This is a genomic window from Streptomyces sp. NPDC021212 (assembly GCF_044332925.1).
Classification (GTDB): domain Bacteria; phylum Actinomycetota; class Actinomycetes; order Streptomycetales; family Streptomycetaceae; genus Streptomyces.
Genome location: NZ_JBIRPZ010000010.1, coordinates 332,531 through 350,572, shown reverse-complemented (window position 1 = coordinate 350,572; position 18,042 = coordinate 332,531). Strand labels below are relative to the sequence as shown.

Here is an 18,042-nt window from a genome sequence, read left to right as displayed (position 1 = left end):
CGTCGCTGCGACCGTCACCGGCGAACCTCGACGGAGAACAATGACGTACTCCACCCCCCGGCTGCCGCGCGCCGCCCGGCTGATCGCCCCGCTGCTCGCCTGCGGGCTGGTCGCCGCCGTGCCGCCGGCGTCCGCCGCTCCCGAATCCGACTCCTCAGCGGCGGCCCGTGCCGGCGCCGGGGGTTGTGCGCGGGGGCCGTCCGACGGCTGGGCGCTGACCTCCGACCGCATCGACCCGAAGGACAGCTACCACGCGTACGTGGGCAACGGCTATCTCGGGCAGCGCGTGCCGCCGAACGGCACCGGTTACACGGGAGGCGGCGACAAGACCGGATGGCCGCTGTTCACGCCCCGCTACGACGGCGCGTTCGTCTCCGGCCTGTACGCGCACAACAAGAAGACCACCGAGAACCGGCAGGTCGCCGCCGCCATCCCCAACTGGTCGACCCTCAACGTGGCCACCGGGGGCAAGGGCGCGGAGACCTTCGGCTCCGGGACATCGGCGGGACGCGTCTCGCACTACCGGCAGACCGTCTTCATGCGCTGCGGCTTCGTCCGTACGTCCCTCACCTGGACGGCGTCCGACGGCCGCGCCACCGACCTCACCTACGACGTGCTCGCCGACCGCAACGACGCGCACGTGGGCGCCGTACGGCTGCGCATGACCCCGCACTGGAGCGGCGACGCCACCGTCACCGACCGCATCGACGGGCGTGGCGCGCGCCGCATGACGCAGACCGGCGGCGGAAACCATGGCGACCGTACGGTCGATGTGGCGTTCCGTACGGATGGCACCAGGACCGACGGCGCCGTCGCGTCCACCCTGCGGCCCGGCCGTTCCGTACAGAACACGAACGCGGAACGGGCGGACAAGGACGACTCGGACGAGAAGTTGAGCGCCCGGCAGGGCGTCCGCTTCCCGGTGCGGTCCGGCCGGGCGTATGAGTTCACCAAGTACGTCGGCGTCGACACCGCGCTGACCTCCCACGCCCCGCGCGCCGACGCCGTCGCCGCCTCCCGCCGGGCCGCCGACCGGGGCTGGCCCGCGCTGTTCGCCGAGCACACCGCCGCCTGGCGGAAGCTCTGGCGCTCCGACATCGAGATCGGCGGCCGCAGCCGGCGCGACCTCCAGGACTGGGTGCGCTCCGCGCAGTACGGGCTGCTGTCCGCCACTCGTGCGGGCTCCCGCAACAGCATCTCCCCGACCGGGCTGACCAGCGACAACTACGGCGGCCTGATCTTCTGGGACGCCGAGACCTGGATGTACCCGGGGCTGCTGGCGAGCCACCCCGAACTGGCCAAGTCCGTGGTCGAGTACCGCTACAAGACCCGCGCCGGTGCCCGCGGCAACGCGCGCAAGCTCGGCTACCCCGGCCTCTTCTACCCGTGGACCAGCGCGAGCAAGGGCGGGCTGTGGACCGAGTGCCACAGCTGGGACCCGCCGCACTGCCGCACCCAGAACCACCTCCAGAGCGACATCGCCCTCGCGGCCTGGCAGTACTACCAGGCCACCGGCGACGCCACCTGGCTGCGCCAGCGCGGCTGGCCGGTGCTCAAGGGCATCGCCGAGTTCTGGGCCGGGCGCGTCACCCACAACACCGACGGCAGCTACTCCATCAAGAACGTCGCGGGCCCCGACGAGTACAGCAACGGTGTGGACGACGCGGTGTTCACCAACGCCGGAGCCGCCACCGCCCTGCGCGACGCCGCCCGCGCCGCCCGCCTCCTCGGCGAGAAGCCCCCCGCCGCCTGGAGCCGGATCGCGGACAAGCTGCGCATCCCGTACGACAAGAAGAAGCAGGTCTTCCGGCAGTACGACGGCTACAAGGGCTCGCTGATCAAGCAGGCGGACACCGTGTTGCTCATGTATCCGCTGGAGTGGCCGATGTCCCGGGAGAGCGCCGCCAAGACGCTCGACTACTACGCGGCGCGCACCGACCCCGACGGCCCGGCGATGACCGACTCGGTGCACGCGATCGACGCCGCGTCCATCGGGGAGCCCGGCTGCTCTTCGTACACGTACCTGATGCGCTCCATCAAGCCGTTCGTGCGCGGCCCGTTCGACCAGTTCTCGGAGGCGCGCGGCCAGAAGGCGGGCGCCAACGACCCGCTGGCCGGGTCCCCCGCGCAGGACTTCCTCACCGGCAAGGGCGGCTTCCTCCAGGTCTTCACGCACGGCCTCACCGGGATGCGGATGGGCGAGGACGCCGTACGGCTCGACCCCACGCTGCCGCCGCAGCTCCGCGACGGCGTGCGCCTGCGGGGCCTGCGCTGGCAGGGCCGTACGTACGACGTGGCGATCGGCCCGCACGAGACGACGGTGCGGCTGACCGCCGGTGCGCCGTTCGCCATCGACACCCCGCAGGGCGGGAAGCAGGTCGTGAGCGAGGGCGCCCCCGCCGTCCTCAAGACCCGCCGCCCGGACCTCACCCCGACCACCAACCTGGCCCGCTGCCAGGAGGCGACCGCGAGTTCGCATGAGCCGGGCATGGAGCCCGGCGCCGCCCTCGACGGCAACGCGGCCACCGCCTGGGTTCCCGACGCCGCCCGGGGCACTCTCACCGCCGACCTCGGCCGGGCCGTACGGATCGGCGAGGTCACCCCGCGGTGGACCACCACCCGCCCCGCCTCGCACCGCACGCAGACCTCGCTCGACGGCCGGCACTGGCGCGACGGTACGACGGGCCCGGCCCGCTACGTCCGCGTCACGCTGCGCTCGGCGGACGACAAGAAGCGCGCGGGAATCGAGGAGCTGAAGGTGACGAAGTAACACCGGCACCGGGCGTAGGGTGCACGGAGCATCAAGAACTGTGCACCGCACGCCAACGACACCCGGCGGCTGCCGGTCCATGCTGAGCAGCGAAGGTGAGCAGGGCTTCGACGGGGGGAGTCCTGCTCACTTCTCCGTGTGTGCCGGCTGCGACAGCGCCGCCAGGCGGAAGTCCCGGGGCGGTACGCCATAGGCGCCGCGGAACGCCCGGCTGAAGTCGGCCGCGTGGGCGAAGCCCCAGCGCGCGGCGATGGCGTGGATGGGTATGCCGCTCTGCGCGGGGTCGGCCAGGTCGCGGCGGCAGCGCTCCAGGCGCTGGGCGCGGATCCAGGCGGCGACGGTGTGCCCCTGCCGCTCGAAGAGCCGATGGAGGTAGCGCACCGAGATGTGGTGGGCAGCGGCGATCGAGGCCGGGGTCAGGTCGGGGATGTGCAGGTTCCGTTGCACGAAGTCCTGGATCCGCAGGAGGAGGGCGCGCCGGTGGCTCTCGGGGGCCATCCGAGCACCGGCGCCCCCGGCCCCGGTCCCGCCCCCGCCCCCGGTTTCCGCGTCGCCGTCCAGCTCGTGCGCGAGCAGCGCGGTGAGCAGATCGACCACGACGGTGCCCAGGCGCGGCGCGTCGGCCGGGCGGTACGCGGCGTGTTCGGCGCCCAGCCTGACGAGGACGTCGGCGAGGAGGGCGCCGATGCCGGTCCGTCCCGACAGCCGCCGCCCGAGCAGCCGGTCGAGGTCGGCCGCCGGGAACGGCACCAGGGACGGCGGCACGGCGACCGTCATCGTGTCGGTCCTGCCGCGCCCGATGACCGCCTCGTAGGGCCGGGACGTGGAGGAGAGCATGAACTGCCGGGCGCCGAGCGTGGTGGTCGTGCCCGCGTGCCGGACGTCCGTCTCCCCGCGCAGATGCAGCTGGAGGTGGTACGTCTCCGGATCCGACCGGCGGATGTGGGCCGGTGTCCGGTGGTTCCACAGGGAGGGGACGGAGGTGCCGGACACGCTGACCTGCCCCAGGTGGATGCCCCACATCGTCGCCCGGAAGTCGTCCTCGTGGGTGCTGCGCAGCTCCATGGGGATCGTCGTCCGGTCGCACAGGGCGCGCCAGGCCGCGAACCGTTCCGAGGGCGGGATGTCGTCGATCCGGGCCACCATCTCGATCATCACCCTTCTGATGTGCGGTGATTCGCCTGGTGTGACCCTAGTCGGCACCCATAAGTGTTTGCTGAACGGTCTGAGTGCTCCGGGCGGTCAGGGCGCGGTGAGGACCCGCGGCCCGTCGTCCGTGATCGCCACGGTGTGCTCGCTGTGCGTGGCCCGGCTGCCGTCCACCGTGCGGAGCGTCCAGCCGTCGTCGTCCGTCCGGTACGCGTCGCGGCCGCCCGCCAGGAACATCGGCTCGATGGCCAGCACCAGCCCGTGCCGCAGCGGGTAACCGCGTCCCGGCCGCCCCTCGTTGGGCACCGCGGGGTCCTCGTGCATCTGCCGCCCCACGCCGTGGCCGCCGAAGTCCGTGATGATGCCGTAGCCGGCCGCCCGGCCCACGCTGCCGATGGCGTGGGCGATGTCGCCGATCCGGGCGCCGACGACGGCCGCAGCGATGCCCGCTTCCAGGGCCTTCCGGCCGGTCTCGTTGAGCAGCAGGTCCTCGGGGCGGGCGGTGCCGACGGTGAAGCTGGTCGCGCAGTCGCTGGCCCAGCCGTCGAGGACCGCGCCGCAGTCGATGGACACCAGGTCGCCGTCGCGCAGCCGGTAGCCGTTCGGGATGCCGTGCACGATCGCGTCGTTGACCGAGGCGCAGATGGTCGCGGGGAAGGGGGTCGGGGCGAACCGCGGCCGGTAGTGGAGGAACGGGGAGGTGGCCCCGGCTCGGCGCAGCACCTCCCGGGCCACCTCGTCCAGTTCGCGCAGGCTCACGCCGACGGTGGCGGCCTCGCGCACCGCCGTGAGGATGCCCGCGGCGACCCGGCCGGCCTCCCGCATGGCGTCCAGTGACGCGTCCGTCTTGATCTCGACCACGGTGCGGCCCTCCTGAGTGCGACCCAATTCTTATACCGGTATTAGTATCACGGCCATGGTGCGCACTCCTCTCACCCCGTTGGAACGTGAACGCGGCCGCTTCCTCGGCGTCCTGCTACGGCAGGCCCGCGGCGAACGCAGCATGGCGGACGTCGCCGCCGGGGCCGGGATCTCGGCGGAGACCCTCCGCAAGATCGAGACCGGCCGGGCTCCGACCCCCGCCTTCTTCACCCTCGCCGCCCTGGCCACCACCCTGGGCCTGCGGCTGGACGACATCGCCGCACGCTGCGCCGCGGTCACCGTCGTACCGGAGGAGGAGGTGTCGCGCGACAAGGCGGCGTAGCGACCTCACCCTCGGTCCGTTTGTTGCGGAAGGATGAAATCCGCACACGTGTGTGTTGGGCCTTCCGGCAGCAGTGGAAACCGGGAGGTCACGAGTGGCGGACGGCAAGGGTGACAAGGGCGACAAAACGGGTACCGGCGCGGAGCCCGGCTGGGCGCGGCGACTGTTCCGCCACTGCATGCGGTACCGGCGCAACGTGCTGCTCGCGCTCGGGGCCTCGCTCGCCGGGATGGGCGTCATGGCGCTGGTCCCGCTCGTCACCAAGCTGATCATCGACGAGGTGATCGTCCAGCACGACCGGGCGCTCGCGCCCTGGGCCGTCCTGCTGATCGTGGCGGCCCTCGTCGTCTACGCCCTCACCTACGTCCGCCGCTTCTACGGCGGACGGCTCGCGCTCGACGTCCAGCACGATCTGCGGACCCAGATGTACGACTCCCTGGTCCGCCTCGACGGCCGGCGCCAGGGCGAACTGTCCACCGGCCAGATCGTCGGCCGCGCCACCAGCGACCTCCAGCTCGTCCAGGGGCTGCTCTTCATGGTGCCGATGATGATCGGCAACGTGCTGCTCTTCCTGGTCTCGCTCGTCGTGATGGCGGTGCTCTCCCCGCTGCTCACCGTCGTCGCCCTCGCCGTCGCACCGGCCCTGTGGGTCCTCGCCTCGCGCAGCCGCATCCGGCTCTTCCCCGCCACCTGGTACGCCCAGGGGCAGGCCGCCGCCGTCGCCGGGGTCGTGGACGGGGCCGTCACCGGCGTCCGCGTCGTCAAGGGCTTCGGGCAGGAGGCCCAGGAGACGGGCAAGCTCCGCGAGGTCGGCCGACGCCTCTTCGCCGCCCGGCTGCGCACGGTCCGGCTGAACGCCCGCTACACCCCCGCCCTCCAGGCCGTCCCCGCCCTCGGCCAGGTCGCGATGCTGGCCCTCGGCGGCTGGATGGCCACCCGCGGGCAGATCACCCTCGGCACGTTCGTCGCCTTCTCGACATACCTCGCGCAGCTCGTCGGCCCGGTGCGGATGCTGACCATGATGCTGACCGTCGGGCAGCAGGCCCGGGCCGGTGTCGAGCGGGTCTACGAACTCATCGACACCGAACCGGTCATCAAGGAGCGCCCGGACGCCCGCGAACTGCCCGCCGACGCGCCCGCGACGGTCGAATTCGATCACGTCACCTTCGGCTACGACCCCGACCGGCCCGTGCTCTCCGACGTGTCGCTGCGCATCGAACCGGGCGAGACGGTCGCCGTGGTCGGCGCTTCCGGCAGCGGCAAATCCACCCTGTCCCTGCTGCTGCCCCGCTTCTACGACGTGACGGACGGCGCGGTGCGGGTCGGCGGCCACGATGTGCGCGAGCTGACGTACGCGTCGCTGCGCGCCGCCATCGGGCTCGTCCCCGAGGACAGCTTCCTCTTCTCCGACACCGTGCGCGCCAACCTCGCCTACGGGCTGCCGGACGCCGACGACGAGCAGATCAGGGCCGCCGCCCGCGCCGCCCAGGCCGACGGCTTCATCTCCGCCCTCCCGGACGGCTACGACACCGAGGTCGGCGAGCAGGGCCTCACTCTCTCCGGCGGCCAGCGCCAGCGCATGGCCCTGGCCCGCGCGATCCTCACCGACCCCCGGCTGCTCGTCCTCGACGACGCCACCTCGGCGGTGGACGCGCGCGTCGAGCACGAGATCCACGAGGCGCTGCGGGGCGTCATGGCGGGCCGTACGACCCTCCTCATCGCCCACCGCCTCTCCACCCTCGCCCTCGCCGACCGCATCGCCGTCCTGGACGGCGGCCGTCTGGTGGACCTCGGCACGGACGAGGAGCTGCGCAAGCGCTGCGAGCTGTACCGCCGCCTGCTGACGGACCCGGACGAGCTGAGCGGCATCACCCGCGACCCGGCCGGGCGCCCGGCCGTGCGGCCGCGCGGCGGGGACGACCCGGAGCACACGGGCCGCCCGGTGGCGGGGCTCGCCGGGGCGTTCGGCGGCGAAGCCGCCGCCACCGGACTGGTCGAGCCGTGCCAGGACGGCGACCGGCCGACGGCACGGCTGCGCGGCGGCGACGACCCCGAGCACGCCGTACCGCGCGCGGACGGCGTGACCCCCGAGCTGTGGGTGCGCCGCGACGGGGACGACCCGACCGCCCCGGAGACGCGTACCACCGCCACACCGGCCCCCGCCCCCGGGATGGCCGGGGCGCTGGCCGGGATGCCCGCCACGCCCGAACTGCTGGCCAAGGTCGAGGCCCTGCCGCCCGCCACCGACACACCCGACGTGGACGAGGAGCGGGCCGCACGGCCCGAGGGGAGTTACGGGCTACGGCAGTTGCTGCGCGGGTTCGGGGCGCCGCTGTTGTTCTGTCTGCTGCTGGTGGCGGTCGACGCGGTGTCCGGGCTGCTGCTGCCCGTGCTCATCCGGCACGGCATCGACCAGGGCGTCCAGCGCATGGCGCTGGGCGCGGTGTGGGCGGCGTCCGGGCTGGCGCTGGTCGTCGTCCTCGCGCAGTGGGCCGCGCAGTTCGGGGAGACGCGGCTGACCGGGCGCACGGGCGAGCGCATGCTGTACGCCCTGCGGGTCAAGATCTTCGCGCAGTTGCAGCGGCTCGGGCTCGACTACTACGAGCGCGAGCTGACCGGCAAGATCATGACGCGGATGACCACCGATGTCGACGCGTTGTCGTCGTTCCTCCAGACCGGTCTGGTCACCGCCGTCGTCAGCCTGCTGACCTTCTTCGGCATCCTTGTCGCGCTGCTGGTGATCGACGTCCAGCTGGCGCTGGTGGTGTTCGCCACCCTGCCGCCCCTGATCATCGGCACGTTCGTGTTCCGCCGCAAGAGCGTCAAGGCGTACGAACTCGCCCGCGAGCGCGTGGGCACCGTCAACGCCGACCTCCAGGAGAGCGTGGCGGGGCTGCGGATCGTGCAGGCGTTCCGGCGCGAGCGCGTCGGCCGGGAGCGGTTCGCGGGGCGCAGCGACGCGTACCGGCAGGCGCGGGTGCGCGGCCAGTGGCTGATCTCGGTGTACTTCCCGTTCGTGCAGCTGCTGTCGTCCACCGCCGCCGCGCTGGTGCTGGTCGTCGGCTCCGGGCGGGTGAGCGACGGGACGCTGACGGCGGGCGCGCTGGTCGCCTATCTGCTCTACATCGACCTGTTCTTCGCGCCCGTCCAGCAGCTGTCCCAGGTGTTCGACGGCTATCAGCAGGCAACGGTGTCGCTGGGCCGCATCCAGGAGCTGCTGCGGGAGCCGACCACCACCCCGGCGCCGGAGAGCCCGCGCGCGGTGCGGACGGTCCGCGGCGAGGTGGCCTTCGACGATGTGCACTTCCGCTATGGGGATGGCGAGGAGGCCCTGTCGGGCATCGATCTCACGATCCCGGCCGGGCAGACGGTGGCGTTCGTGGGGGAGACGGGAGCGGGCAAATCCACGCTCGTCAAGCTGGTCGCCCGCTTCTACGACCCCACCAGCGGCGCCGTACGGGTCGACGGTACGGATCTGCGCGAGCTGGACCTCACCGCGTACCGCAACCGGCTGGGCGTCGTACCGCAGGAGCCGTATCTCTTCCCGGGGACCGTGCGCGACGCCATCGCCTACGGGCGCCCCGGCGCGAGCGACGCCGAAGTGGAGGCGGCCGCCCGGGCGGTCGGCGCCCACGCCATGGTGGCCTCGCTCGACGGCGGCTATCTGCACGCGGTCTCCGAGCGCGGGCGCAATCTGTCGGCCGGGCAGCGTCAGCTGATCGCGCTCGCGCGCGCCGAGCTGGTCAACCCGGACATCCTGCTGCTCGACGAGGCCACGGCCGCGCTCGACCTGGCCACCGAGGGCCTGGTCAACCAGGCCACGGACCGGCTCGCGGGCCGGCGCACCACGCTGGTCGTCGCGCACCGGCTGACCACCGCGGCCCGCGCGGACCGCGTGGTGGTCCTGGACCACGGACGGGTGGTCGAGGACGGTACGCACGAGGAGCTGGTGGCGCGGCCGGACGGCCGGTATGCCGAGCTGTGGCGCACCTTCACGGGAGAGACGGCCCCGGTGGGGGCGTAACTCCCCACCCTCCGAGGCGGTTCGGCCGTCTCACGGGTGCGCCGCCCGGCCGTGACTATACGGCCGGTAACTCTCGGCGTTCACCGCTCGTCACATACCGTGACGTCACGGTTCCATGCCGCTCGCCCTCGCGATGCCCTCCACTTCGCGCCGGTCCGCCTCCCGCTGCTCCGCCTCGGCCGCCACCCGCTGCTTGTGGCGGTGCAGGAAGTCGGGGTCCCCCGCCCGGTCCTGGGGCACCAGCACCTTCATGCCCTTGGCGTGCGGGCTGTCGCCGAGGTCGACGACCACCCGCTCGTCCTGGGAGGTGAGCAGGCCGAACAGCACCAGCAGCTCGGCCTGGAGTGCGGGGGTGAACAGCTCCTTCTCCTCGGGCCCCATGCCGAGTTCGTACGTCCCCCCGCGGACGGCCGGTGAGGTGCTCAGCTCGCGCAGCAGCCGCATGAGCAGCTCCAGCGAGCGCGGATCGATTCGTTCCTGCAATTCGGTCAGATACTGCGTCAGCCGCTCGGCCCGTTCGCTCCGGTCGTGCCGTTCGTCTCGGTCCATGTAGGCAGGATGCGCCATCACAGCCCGCTACGAAAGGGGGTGACGGTAACAACTCTCCGTATTCGGCGGCAGGTTGGCCTGATCGGACGCCTCTAGCCACTCCGCCTGTGCCCCGATAGGTTCTCGGCGACCTGTGTGATTGATGTGCGTCCAAGGGGAGGGCGAATGGGCAAGGCGCTCAGATGGCTGTTGTCGCTCGTGATAATCGTGGGGGCGGTCGGCGCCGGTGCGGGCAGCACACCCGCCGCAGCGGCCGCCCCCACGGCCGAGCCGGACATCAAGGAACGCGTCCTGGCGATACCCGGGATGAGCTTCGTCGAGGAGCAGCCGTACGACGGCTACCGCTTCCTCGTCTTCACCTACCGGCAGCCGGTCGACCACCGGCACCCGTCCAAGGGCACCTTCGCGCAGCGGTTCACCCTGCTGCACAAGGCCACCGACCGGCCGACGGTGTTCTTCACCTCCGGCTACAACGTCGCCACCACGCCGCGCCGCAGTGAGCCCACGCAGATCGTGGACGGCAACCAGGTGTCCATGGAGTATCGGTTCTTCACGCCGTCGCGGCCCCAGCCCGCCGACTGGTCCAAGCTCGACATCTGGCAGGCCGCCAGCGACCAGCACCGGCTGTACCGGGCGCTGCACCGGGTCTACGGCAAGAACTGGCTCGCCACCGGCGGCAGCAAGGGCGGCATGACCGCCACCTACTACCGCCGCTTCTACCCGCACGACATGGCCGGCACCATCGCCTACGTCGCCCCCAACGACGTCGTCAACGACGAGGATTCGGCCTACGACCGTTTCTTCGCGGGCGTCGGCACCGCCGAATGCCGCACCAGGCTGAACGCGGTCCAGCGCGAGGCGCTCGTGCGGCGCGACGAGATCGTGGCGCGCTACCAGAAGTGGGCCGACGAGGAGAAGCAGACCTTCACGGTCGTCGGCAGCGCCGACAAGGCGTACGAGAACGTCGTCCTCGACCTGGTGTGGGCCTTCTGGCAGTACCACCTGCTGAAGGACTGTGCGGACGTTCCCGCCGCCACGGCCTCCACCGACGAGCTGTACAAGTTCATCGACGACATCTCCGGCTTCGCCGCCTACACCGACCAGGGCCTGGAGACGTACACCCCGTACTACTACCAGGCGGGCACCGAGCTGGGCGCCCCCACCTTCAAGACCCCGCACCTGGACGGCCTGCTGCGCTATCCCGGCATCTACAACCCGCGCAACTACGTCCCGCGCGACATCCCGATGCGCTTCAAGCCGGGCGCGATGCGCGACGTGGACCGCTGGGTCCGCCATGACGCGCGGCGGATGCTGTTCGTCTACGGACAGAACGACCCGTGGGGCGCCGAGCCGTTCCGCCTGGGCAAGGGCGCGCGCGACTCCTACGTCTACACGGCCCCCGGCGGCAACCACGGCTCCAACATCGCCCAGCTGACGGCGGACGAGAAGGCGAAGGCGACGGCCGCGGTCCAGAAGTGGGCAGGCGTCCCCACCTCCTTCAAGCCCCTGGCCCGCCACGACGCGAAGCTGGACCGCCGAGAGGCGGAGCGAGACCCGGCCCTGAGGCCGTAAGGCCCCCGGAGCGGCTCCGGGCCGCCCCGCCCCCGCACCGGGGGCTGCGGCATTCCAGGCCCCCGGGGCCCCCGGGGGCCCGGGGGTTTCCCCCGGTTTCGGGGAGGGGCGGGCTTACCGCCCCGCCCCCGCCCCGGTCTCAGTACGAGAGCCCGTGCCCGATCGGGTACAGCACCCGGGACGGGGCGTCGGCGCGCCGTACGGCGACCGGCAGTCGCCCGCGCGGGTTCCGCTTCCCGGCGATGCCCCGGGCCGCGGCGCGCACTTCGACGTCCGTCCAGCCGTAGGTGGCCAGCGACGCGCCCGGGTCGTTGCCCAACCGGGCGATGTCGTACGGATCCTTGATCGCGACGTGGACCACCGGCATCCCGGTGGCGGACAGCTCCGAGACCAGCCGCCGCTGACCGGACCCGGCGTCGACGTCGCGCGTCAGGACGATCACCGCGTCCCGCTCGCGCGCCGCCGCGACCACCTCGTCGATCCGCTCCGGGGACGGGGCGGGCGAGCTGCCGGTGCCGGTGGACAGGGCCTTCGCCGTGAAGCCGAGGGCGTCGAGGGCACGGGCGAGGACGGCTGTCGGCGGGCCGCCGGTGCCGGTCGGGGCGGCGGGGTCCACGCCGACCACGAGCAGCTTCCGGTGGCGTCGGCGGGACAGCGGCAGCAGCCCGCCGCGGTTGGTGATCAGGGTGGTGGTGCGGTCCGCGATCCGGTCGGCGGTGGCGGCGTGCTCGCGGGTGCCCACCGTACGGTCCACCGCGCGGCCGCTGGTGTACGGATCGTCCAACAGTCCCCGGCGCGCCTTGAGTTCCAGGATGCGCAGCACCGAGGCGTCGAGCCGGTCCTCGCTGATCTCGCCCTTCCGCACCGCCGTGTGCACGCTGTTCCAGGCGGCGGGCAGGTCGGGCGGGGTCAGCAGCTGGTCCACGCCCGCCTTCAGCGCGAGCACCGGCACCCGGTCGTCGCCGTACTTCTCGCGCACGCCCTGCATGCCGAGGGAGTCGGTGATCACGACGCCGTCGTAGCCGAGTTCGTCGCGCAGGACGCCGGTGATGATGGGGTGGGAGAGCGTGGCCGGGTCGTCGGCCGGGTCGAGCGCGGGGAACAGCAGATGCGCGGTCATGACCGAGTCGATCCCGGCGGCGATCGCGGCCCGGAACGGCGGCGCGTCCAGCCGCTCCCACTCCTTGCGGGAGTGGGTGATGGTCGGCAGCCCGACATGGCTGTCCACGGAGGTGTCGCCGTGCCCCGGGAAGTGCTTGGCCGTGGCCGCGACCCCGGCGCCCTGATACCCCTTGACCTGGGCCGCGACCAGCCGGGCGACCGCCTTGGGGTCGGCGCCGAAGGAACGTATGCCGATCACCGGGTTGGCCGGGTCGACGTTGACGTCCGCGTCCGGCGCGTAGTCCTGCCGGATGCCGAGCGCGGCCAGCTCCGCCCCGGCGACCCGGGCGGCGTCCCGTACGTCCGGCACGCTGCCGCCCGCGCCGAGCGCCATCGCGCCGGGGAGCAGCGTGGCCGGCGCCCCGATCCGGGCCACCATGCCGTGCTCCTGGTCGGTGGAGAGGAGCAGCGGCACGGGCGCCGAGCCGTCGAGGGCGGCCTTCTGGATGCCGTTGGAGAGGGCGGCGATCTGCCGGGGATCGCGGATGTTGTGCGCCCACTCGGTGTACATGATCCCGCCGAGGTGGTACCTGGCCACCAGCTCGGCGGCGCTGCCGACGCCGTACTTCTTGCGGTTGGCCGCGGCGTCGGCGGGGTCGGGGGCGGTGGCGGAGTGGCCGTAGACCGACAGGACGAAGAGCTGGCCGATCTTCTGGTCCAGCGTCATGCGGCCGAGCAGGTCCGAGGCGCGGTCCCGATCGCTGCGGGCGGCGGGCACGGGCCGCCGCGGGGCCGCGGACCTGGACGCCGGTGTGGCGGGGGCGGACGTGGACGTTTCGGGAGAGCTGAACGTTCGCGGGCTGCAGGCGGTGGCGACGGCGGCGGTCGCCGCGGCGAGCAGGGTGCGGCGCGAGGTCGGCTTGTGCACCCGCACTCCTTCCATGATCTTCGGAGGGGGGCGACTGGCGTTCATACGACACGCTCGTGTGCCGGGTGGGGCCTGGTCAATGGGAACCGGTAATTCGGTTCAACTTCGTTCATGAGCGGGCGGCTTCGGTCGTTACGGGGCGACGAAACGCGGCCGTACGGGCAGCCGATCCTTCGGCACGGTGAACACGGCGACGATGTGGAACGGTGCGAAACACTCGCGCGGCGGCGAGGGATGCGCGGCCGCGACGAGCGTGAGCCGATCGCCGCCCCCTGGGCGATGCAGGGTGGCGGACGGCCACTTGGAGCATCCGGTGGTCGCCGACCAGCCGACGAGGGCGTTGCGCCCGAAGTCGTTCTTCCCGGCCTTCGCGAGGATCGCCGGAGCCCGCTTCCCGAAGCGCCGGGCGAAGGCGGCGAGTCGGCCCTCGGTCCGCAGCACGGCATGCGCCTCCGGCACGGCGCCGGCCGTACTGGCCACATAGGCGAGCCCGGTGTCGATGCGGCCCGTGCCGCCGACGCTCTGGGAGGGGTGCGCGCCGGCGGCGGGGTGCTGGTGGCCGCAGGAGGCGAGGAGGGTGGCCAGCGACGCAGCCAGCAGCGAGGCCGATACCGCCGTGCGGAGACTCCCCATCAGCACGCCGCTTGGACGCCCCGCAAGGCCAGCCGGTTCCGCGCCCGACCGGGCCTTCGCGAATCGGTACGTACGGGTACGCATGCCCTCATGGTCACACCCGGCCCCGACCGAACTCCCGACCAACCCGCCTCGGGGTCGGGCCCGCCCCCGTCACCGCGCGCCTCTGCCCTCCGCGTGCTGCCCCCTGCGCGGCGCCCTGTTGTCGTGCGGCGCACGCCCCGCCCTGTCCGCCCTGCGGAGCCCCGCGTCGGGGCCTGCCCGACACCCGAACGACCCGGCGGGCTGATCGCCACCGCGGTGGTCGGATGCCACGCCAACCAGGCGCCCATTGCCGCGCGCGGGCCCATCCCGGCCCTGGACGGGCACGCCCCTGAACCCCGCCGAGCCGGGCGGCGTCCTCGGGCGGCCCCGGTTCGGGAAGGGGCGGGGTGGGGTGGGGAAAGAGCCGCCGGAGGCGTTACGCGGCGGCGGCCGCGCGGCGCGGCCACTCCTCGCGCAGCACCGCGACCGTCTCGGTGATCGCGGGGCGGCGCGCGGCGCCCTGGCGCCAGAGGGCGTAGAGGCGGCGTACCGGCACCGGCTCCAGCGGCACCGCCCGCACCCCCTCCGGCAGTGGCCCCCGCCCCAGGCGCGGCATCAGGGCGATGCCCAGGCCCGCCGCCACGAGCGCGATCTGGGTGTGGTTCTCCGCCGCCTGGTAGGCCAGGTCCGGTTCGCTGCCGGACGCCCGGAGCGTCCGTACGAGCCAGTCGTGACACACCGTCCCCGGCGGCTGGCAGGTCCACCGCTGGCCCGGCAGGTCGTCGCGCCGCAACGTCTCCCGCCCCGCCAGCGGATGACCCACCGGTACGAGGACATCGCACAGGTCGTCCCCGATCATCGCCCGCCCGAGCCCGTCCGGGGCGGGCAACGGGGCGATGTCCCAGTCGTGGGCGACGGCCAGGTCGATGACGCCCTGCGCCGCCAGATCCACCGACAGACGCGGGTCGACCTCGACGAGCCGGGCGTCCAGCGACGGGTGTTCCGCGGCGAGCCGGGCCAGTACGGCGGGCATCAACCCCCGCGCCGCGGACGGGAACGCGCCGATCACCAGCCGCCCGGTCGGCCGGCCCCGCCGTTCCTCCAGGCTGGTCTCCGCCTGTTCGACGATCGCGAGGAGCTGCTGGGCGGTGGCGGCCAGATGCCGGGCCGCGTCGGTGAGGACGACGCCGCGGCCCTGCCGCTCCAGCAGCGTCGTCCGGGTCTCCCGCTCCAACTTGGCGATCTGCTGCGACACGGCCGACGGGGTGTAGCCGAGTGCGATGGCGGCCGCGCTGACCGAACCGTGCACGCCCACCGCGTGCAGCGCTCGCAGCCGGGACAGATCCAGCATCGCCCCCACCTCCCACAATTCACGTTTTCTGCATCCAACCATGAAGTCATCCGCGCTGGTGCTAAAAGGTCCTGTCACCCGATCCTCTACCCATGCGACCTGCGCACATCGGCCTCGCCGTACTCGTCACGGCCCTGTGGGGCGTCAACTTCGTGGTCATCGACGTCGGCCTCGACCACTTCCCGCCCCTCCTCTTCTGCTCCCTCCGCTTCCTGGTGGCGGCGGTGCCCGCGATCTTCCTCGTCGGCCCGCCGCGGGTCTCCTGGCGGTGGATCCTGGGGGTCGGACTCGCGCTGGGCGTGGCGAAGTTCGGGCTGCTGTTCATCGGGATGCACGAGGGCATGCCGGCCGGGCTGTCCTCGCTGGTGCTCCAGATCCAGGCCGTGTTCACCGCCCTGTTCGCGGCCGTCTTCCTCTCCGAACGCCCCGGCCGCCGACGGCTGCTGGGCATGGCGGTGGCGCTCACCGGTATCGCCGTCGCCGCCGTCGACGAGGGCACCTCGGGCCCGCTGCTCGGCTTCGTCCTCGTCATCGCGGCCGCGGCCTTCTGGGGCGTCTCGAACGTCCTCACCCGCAAGGCCGCCCCGCCCGACCCGCTGAGCTTCATGGTGTGGGTGAGCGTGGTGCCCGTCCTGCCGCTGCTCGGCCTGTCCCTGATGTTCGAGGGTGCGGACCCCGGCCTGCACGCCCTGGCCGCGCTCGACTGGGCCGGGGCGGGCGCCATCGTCTACGTCGCCTGGGTCTCCACCGTGCTGGGCTTCGGCCTCTGGAACTTCCTGCTGCGCACGTACGACGCCTCCGCGGTGGCGCCCTTCTCCCTGCTGGTGCCGGTCTTCGGCATGTCCTCGGCGGCGCTGGTGCTGGGCGAGGGGGTCAGCCCGCTGCGCTGGCTGGCCGCGGCCCTGCTGGTGGGCGGCGTGGCGCTGACGTCGCTCCCGTCCGTACGCCCGCGCCTGCCGCTCCGGCGGCCGCGGTCCGGCGGTGATGCCACGGATGACGAATCCCCGGGGGCCAACCCCGACTCCCGCTCCGGAGCTTCCCTGGCCGCCCCCTGATCCCGGCCACGGACGGTTGTGGCCCCCTCGGCTCGCTGCAAGGGTTCGCCGAGGGGTGGCCACTCCTGATCCGTGTGCGAAGGACCATCAGGAGGAACCTGTGCAACCGTTGACCAGGGCGCTCGCCGGAGCGCTCACCGCCGCGGCGCTGGTGCTGGGCGCGGGCGTGGCGGACGCCGACACGTCGGTGGAAGCGGGGAGACCGTCCTCGACAAGCCCGGAAGAACCACCGTCCTCGATCGGCTGGAAGCCGTGCCCCGAGAACGGCACCCCCGCCGAGTGCGGAACCCTGCGCCTGCCCATCGACTGGGCCCGCCCGGGAGGCGAGAAGTTCGGCCTGGCGGTGGCCCGTCTCACGGCGGCCGACCCGGATCGTCGGGTCGGCGTACTGCTGGTCAACCCGGGAGGGCCGGGTGAGTCGGGGGTGAACTTCGTTCGTCAGCGTGCCGAGACCTACTTCAGCGCGGATGTGCGGGCGAGGTTCGACATCGTCGGTTTCGACCCGCGGGGCATCGGAGCCAGCAGCCCGGTGACATGCTCGCAGGGACTGCTCGACCGACAGCCGTCGCCGTACCCGCGTGATCAGGCGGAGTTCGACCGATTGGTGGCCTACAACCGGGAGCTGCGCGAGGACTGCCGCCGGCACAGCGGTCCGATCTTCGACCACGCCGACACCCTCGGCGTCGTCCGGGACATGGAAGCTTTCCGCAGATCACTCGGCGAACAGAAGATCACCTACTTCGGGCACTCCTACGGCACGCTGATCGGCGAACAGTACGCGGAGCTGTACGGCGACCGGATCCGCGCCATGGCCCTCACCGCGAACATCGACCACAGTCTCGGGGCCCGGGACTTCCTCGTCTCCTCGGCGGCCACCGCCGAGGACTCCTTCCGCCAGTTCGTGAGGTGGTGCGACCGCTCGCCCTCGTGTGCGCTGCACGGCCGGAATGTCACCGCCGTATGGGACGGTCTGCTCGCCAGGGCCGACCGGGGCGAGATACGGGATCCGGACCATCCGGACCAGGCCCTCACCGCGAACGCGATCACACGTACCGCCTTCACCATGTTCTACGGCCCGGACTGGGACCAACTGGCGGCCTACGTGGCCGAACTCGACGCGCAGACAGCAGCCGCGCCAGGGCCGGCCACGGCCTCGGACACCACGCGGGAGACGAAGGAATCGGAAGCCTTCCCAGCCGTGTTCTGCCAGGACTGGCGCATCCGGGCCAGGAACTACCCGGAATACGCACGCCTGACCGCGGCCGAACTACGGGCCGCACCGCACATGCGCGGCTCACCCCGCGTCCACGCCGGCGTGGCGGGATGCCTCGGCTGGCCGGACCAGGTGAACAACCCGCAACACCGTCTGCGCATCACCAAGGCCCCCAAGATCCTGCTGATGCACTCCCGCCACGACCCCGCGAACAACTACTCATGGGTGACCCATGTGCACCGGCAGACCCGCGGGACGACGGTCCTGCTGACGTACGAGGGCGCTGGGCACAGCGTCTACGGGCGCAGTGACTGCACCCGCGGCGCGGCGGACGGTTACCTCACGGCGCTGAAGGTGCCGGACGACGGAAGCCGCTGCGCCGCGGTCGAGCCGGTCGCCGACCCCGGGCCCGCCCCCGCCACGAGCGCGTCGCGCACCGGGCCCTGACGCCCCGGCCGTACAGCGCCCG

Annotated in this window: 12 protein-coding genes; 6 read left to right on the top strand and 6 right to left on the bottom strand. The window is 72.7% G+C overall.

What is annotated here, in order from left to right; all coding sequences use genetic code 11:
• Positions 1-40 precede the first annotated feature (40 nt).
• Complete coding sequence (locus ACH4SI_RS27460; protein WP_398300068.1) at positions 41-2,770, top strand: discoidin domain-containing protein; 2,730 nt, start codon at positions 41-43, stop codon at positions 2,768-2,770.
• 126 nt (positions 2,771-2,896) lie between these two features.
• Here the strand turns inward: ACH4SI_RS27460 and ACH4SI_RS27455 are convergent, their stop codons facing one another.
• Positions 2,897-3,925, bottom strand: coding sequence for a helix-turn-helix domain-containing protein (locus ACH4SI_RS27455; protein ID WP_398300066.1), 1,029 nt, complete (start codon positions 3,923-3,925; stop codon positions 2,897-2,899).
• An 87-nt stretch (positions 3,926-4,012) separates the two neighbouring features.
• Positions 4,013-4,780 carry a type I methionyl aminopeptidase gene (map, locus tag ACH4SI_RS27450; RefSeq protein ID WP_398300064.1) on the bottom strand — a complete coding sequence of 256 codons (768 nt, stop codon included), beginning with the start codon at positions 4,778-4,780 and terminating at the stop codon, positions 4,013-4,015.
• A gap of 55 nt (positions 4,781-4,835) precedes the next feature.
• Here map and ACH4SI_RS27445 point away from each other — a divergent pair, with 55 nt between their 5' ends.
• On the top strand, positions 4,836-5,123 hold the full coding sequence (locus tag ACH4SI_RS27445; protein WP_398300062.1) for a helix-turn-helix domain-containing protein: 288 nt from the start codon (positions 4,836-4,838) through the stop codon (positions 5,121-5,123).
• A gap of 178 nt (positions 5,124-5,301) precedes the next feature.
• The gene (locus ACH4SI_RS27440) at positions 5,302-9,147 is read left to right on the top strand and encodes an ABC transporter ATP-binding protein (protein WP_398300267.1); all 3,846 of its coding nucleotides are present in this window, start codon (positions 5,302-5,304) and stop codon (positions 9,145-9,147) included.
• A 105-nt stretch (positions 9,148-9,252) separates the two neighbouring features.
• Here the strand turns inward: ACH4SI_RS27440 and ACH4SI_RS27435 are convergent, their stop codons facing one another.
• A complete protein-coding gene (locus ACH4SI_RS27435; RefSeq protein ID WP_398300060.1) occupies positions 9,253-9,696 on the bottom strand; it encodes a hypothetical protein in 444 nt (147 codons plus the stop codon).
• A gap of 165 nt (positions 9,697-9,861) precedes the next feature.
• Between ACH4SI_RS27435 and ACH4SI_RS27430 the strand changes: the two genes are divergently transcribed.
• A complete protein-coding gene (locus ACH4SI_RS27430) occupies positions 9,862-11,268 on the top strand; it encodes a S28 family serine protease (protein WP_398300058.1) in 1,407 nt (468 codons plus the stop codon).
• A 139-nt stretch (positions 11,269-11,407) separates the two neighbouring features.
• On the opposite strand, the gene ACH4SI_RS27425 is transcribed toward ACH4SI_RS27430, so the two are convergent.
• From ACH4SI_RS27425 to ACH4SI_RS27415, 3 genes are all read right to left on the bottom strand, one after another.
• Positions 11,408-13,297: a glycoside hydrolase family 3 protein gene (locus tag ACH4SI_RS27425; RefSeq protein ID WP_398300056.1), complete on the bottom strand. Its 1,890-nt coding sequence runs from the start codon at positions 13,295-13,297 to the stop codon at positions 11,408-11,410.
• Positions 13,298-13,429: 132 nt separating this feature from the next.
• Entirely contained in the window at positions 13,430-13,930 is a 501-nt protein-coding gene (locus ACH4SI_RS27420; protein ID WP_398300054.1) for a hypothetical protein, read from the bottom strand.
• Positions 13,931-14,390: 460 nt separating this feature from the next.
• Positions 14,391-15,305: a LysR family transcriptional regulator gene (locus ACH4SI_RS27415; RefSeq protein ID WP_398300052.1), complete on the bottom strand. Its 915-nt coding sequence runs from the start codon at positions 15,303-15,305 to the stop codon at positions 14,391-14,393.
• 92 nt (positions 15,306-15,397) lie between these two features.
• Between ACH4SI_RS27415 and ACH4SI_RS27410 the strand changes: the two genes are divergently transcribed.
• Together ACH4SI_RS27410 and ACH4SI_RS27405 are read left to right on the top strand one after the other, a co-directional pair.
• A complete protein-coding gene (locus tag ACH4SI_RS27410) occupies positions 15,398-16,360 on the top strand; it encodes an EamA family transporter (RefSeq protein ID WP_398300050.1) in 963 nt (320 codons plus the stop codon).
• Between the two features lie 100 nt (positions 16,361-16,460).
• Entirely contained in the window at positions 16,461-18,020 is a 1,560-nt protein-coding gene (locus ACH4SI_RS27405; RefSeq protein ID WP_398300048.1) for an alpha/beta fold hydrolase, read from the top strand.
• Positions 18,021-18,042: the final 22 nt, after the last annotated feature.

What these genes read in the sequence shown, in the direction of transcription:
- ACH4SI_RS27410 (WP_398300050.1), top strand. Translation starts at nt 15,398, where the DNA reads ATGCGACCTGCGCACATCGGCCTCGCCGTACTCGTCACGGCCCTGTGG.
- ACH4SI_RS27420 (WP_398300054.1), bottom strand. Translation starts at nt 13,930, where the DNA reads ATGGGGAGTCTCCGCACGGCGGTATCGGCCTCGCTGCTGGCTGCGTCG.
- ACH4SI_RS27430 (WP_398300058.1), top strand. Translation starts at nt 9,862, where the DNA reads ATGGGCAAGGCGCTCAGATGGCTGTTGTCGCTCGTGATAATCGTGGGG.
- ACH4SI_RS27440 (WP_398300267.1), top strand. Translation starts at nt 5,302, where the DNA reads ATGCGGTACCGGCGCAACGTGCTGCTCGCGCTCGGGGCCTCGCTCGCC.
- ACH4SI_RS27445 (WP_398300062.1), top strand. Translation starts at nt 4,836, where the DNA reads ATGGTGCGCACTCCTCTCACCCCGTTGGAACGTGAACGCGGCCGCTTC.
- ACH4SI_RS27435 (WP_398300060.1), bottom strand. Translation starts at nt 9,696, where the DNA reads ATGGACCGAGACGAACGGCACGACCGGAGCGAACGGGCCGAGCGGCTG.
- ACH4SI_RS27415 (WP_398300052.1), bottom strand. Translation starts at nt 15,305, where the DNA reads ATGCTGGATCTGTCCCGGCTGCGAGCGCTGCACGCGGTGGGCGTGCAC.
- ACH4SI_RS27455 (WP_398300066.1), bottom strand. Translation starts at nt 3,925, where the DNA reads ATGATCGAGATGGTGGCCCGGATCGACGACATCCCGCCCTCGGAACGG.
- ACH4SI_RS27460 (WP_398300068.1), top strand. Translation starts at nt 41, where the DNA reads ATGACGTACTCCACCCCCCGGCTGCCGCGCGCCGCCCGGCTGATCGCC.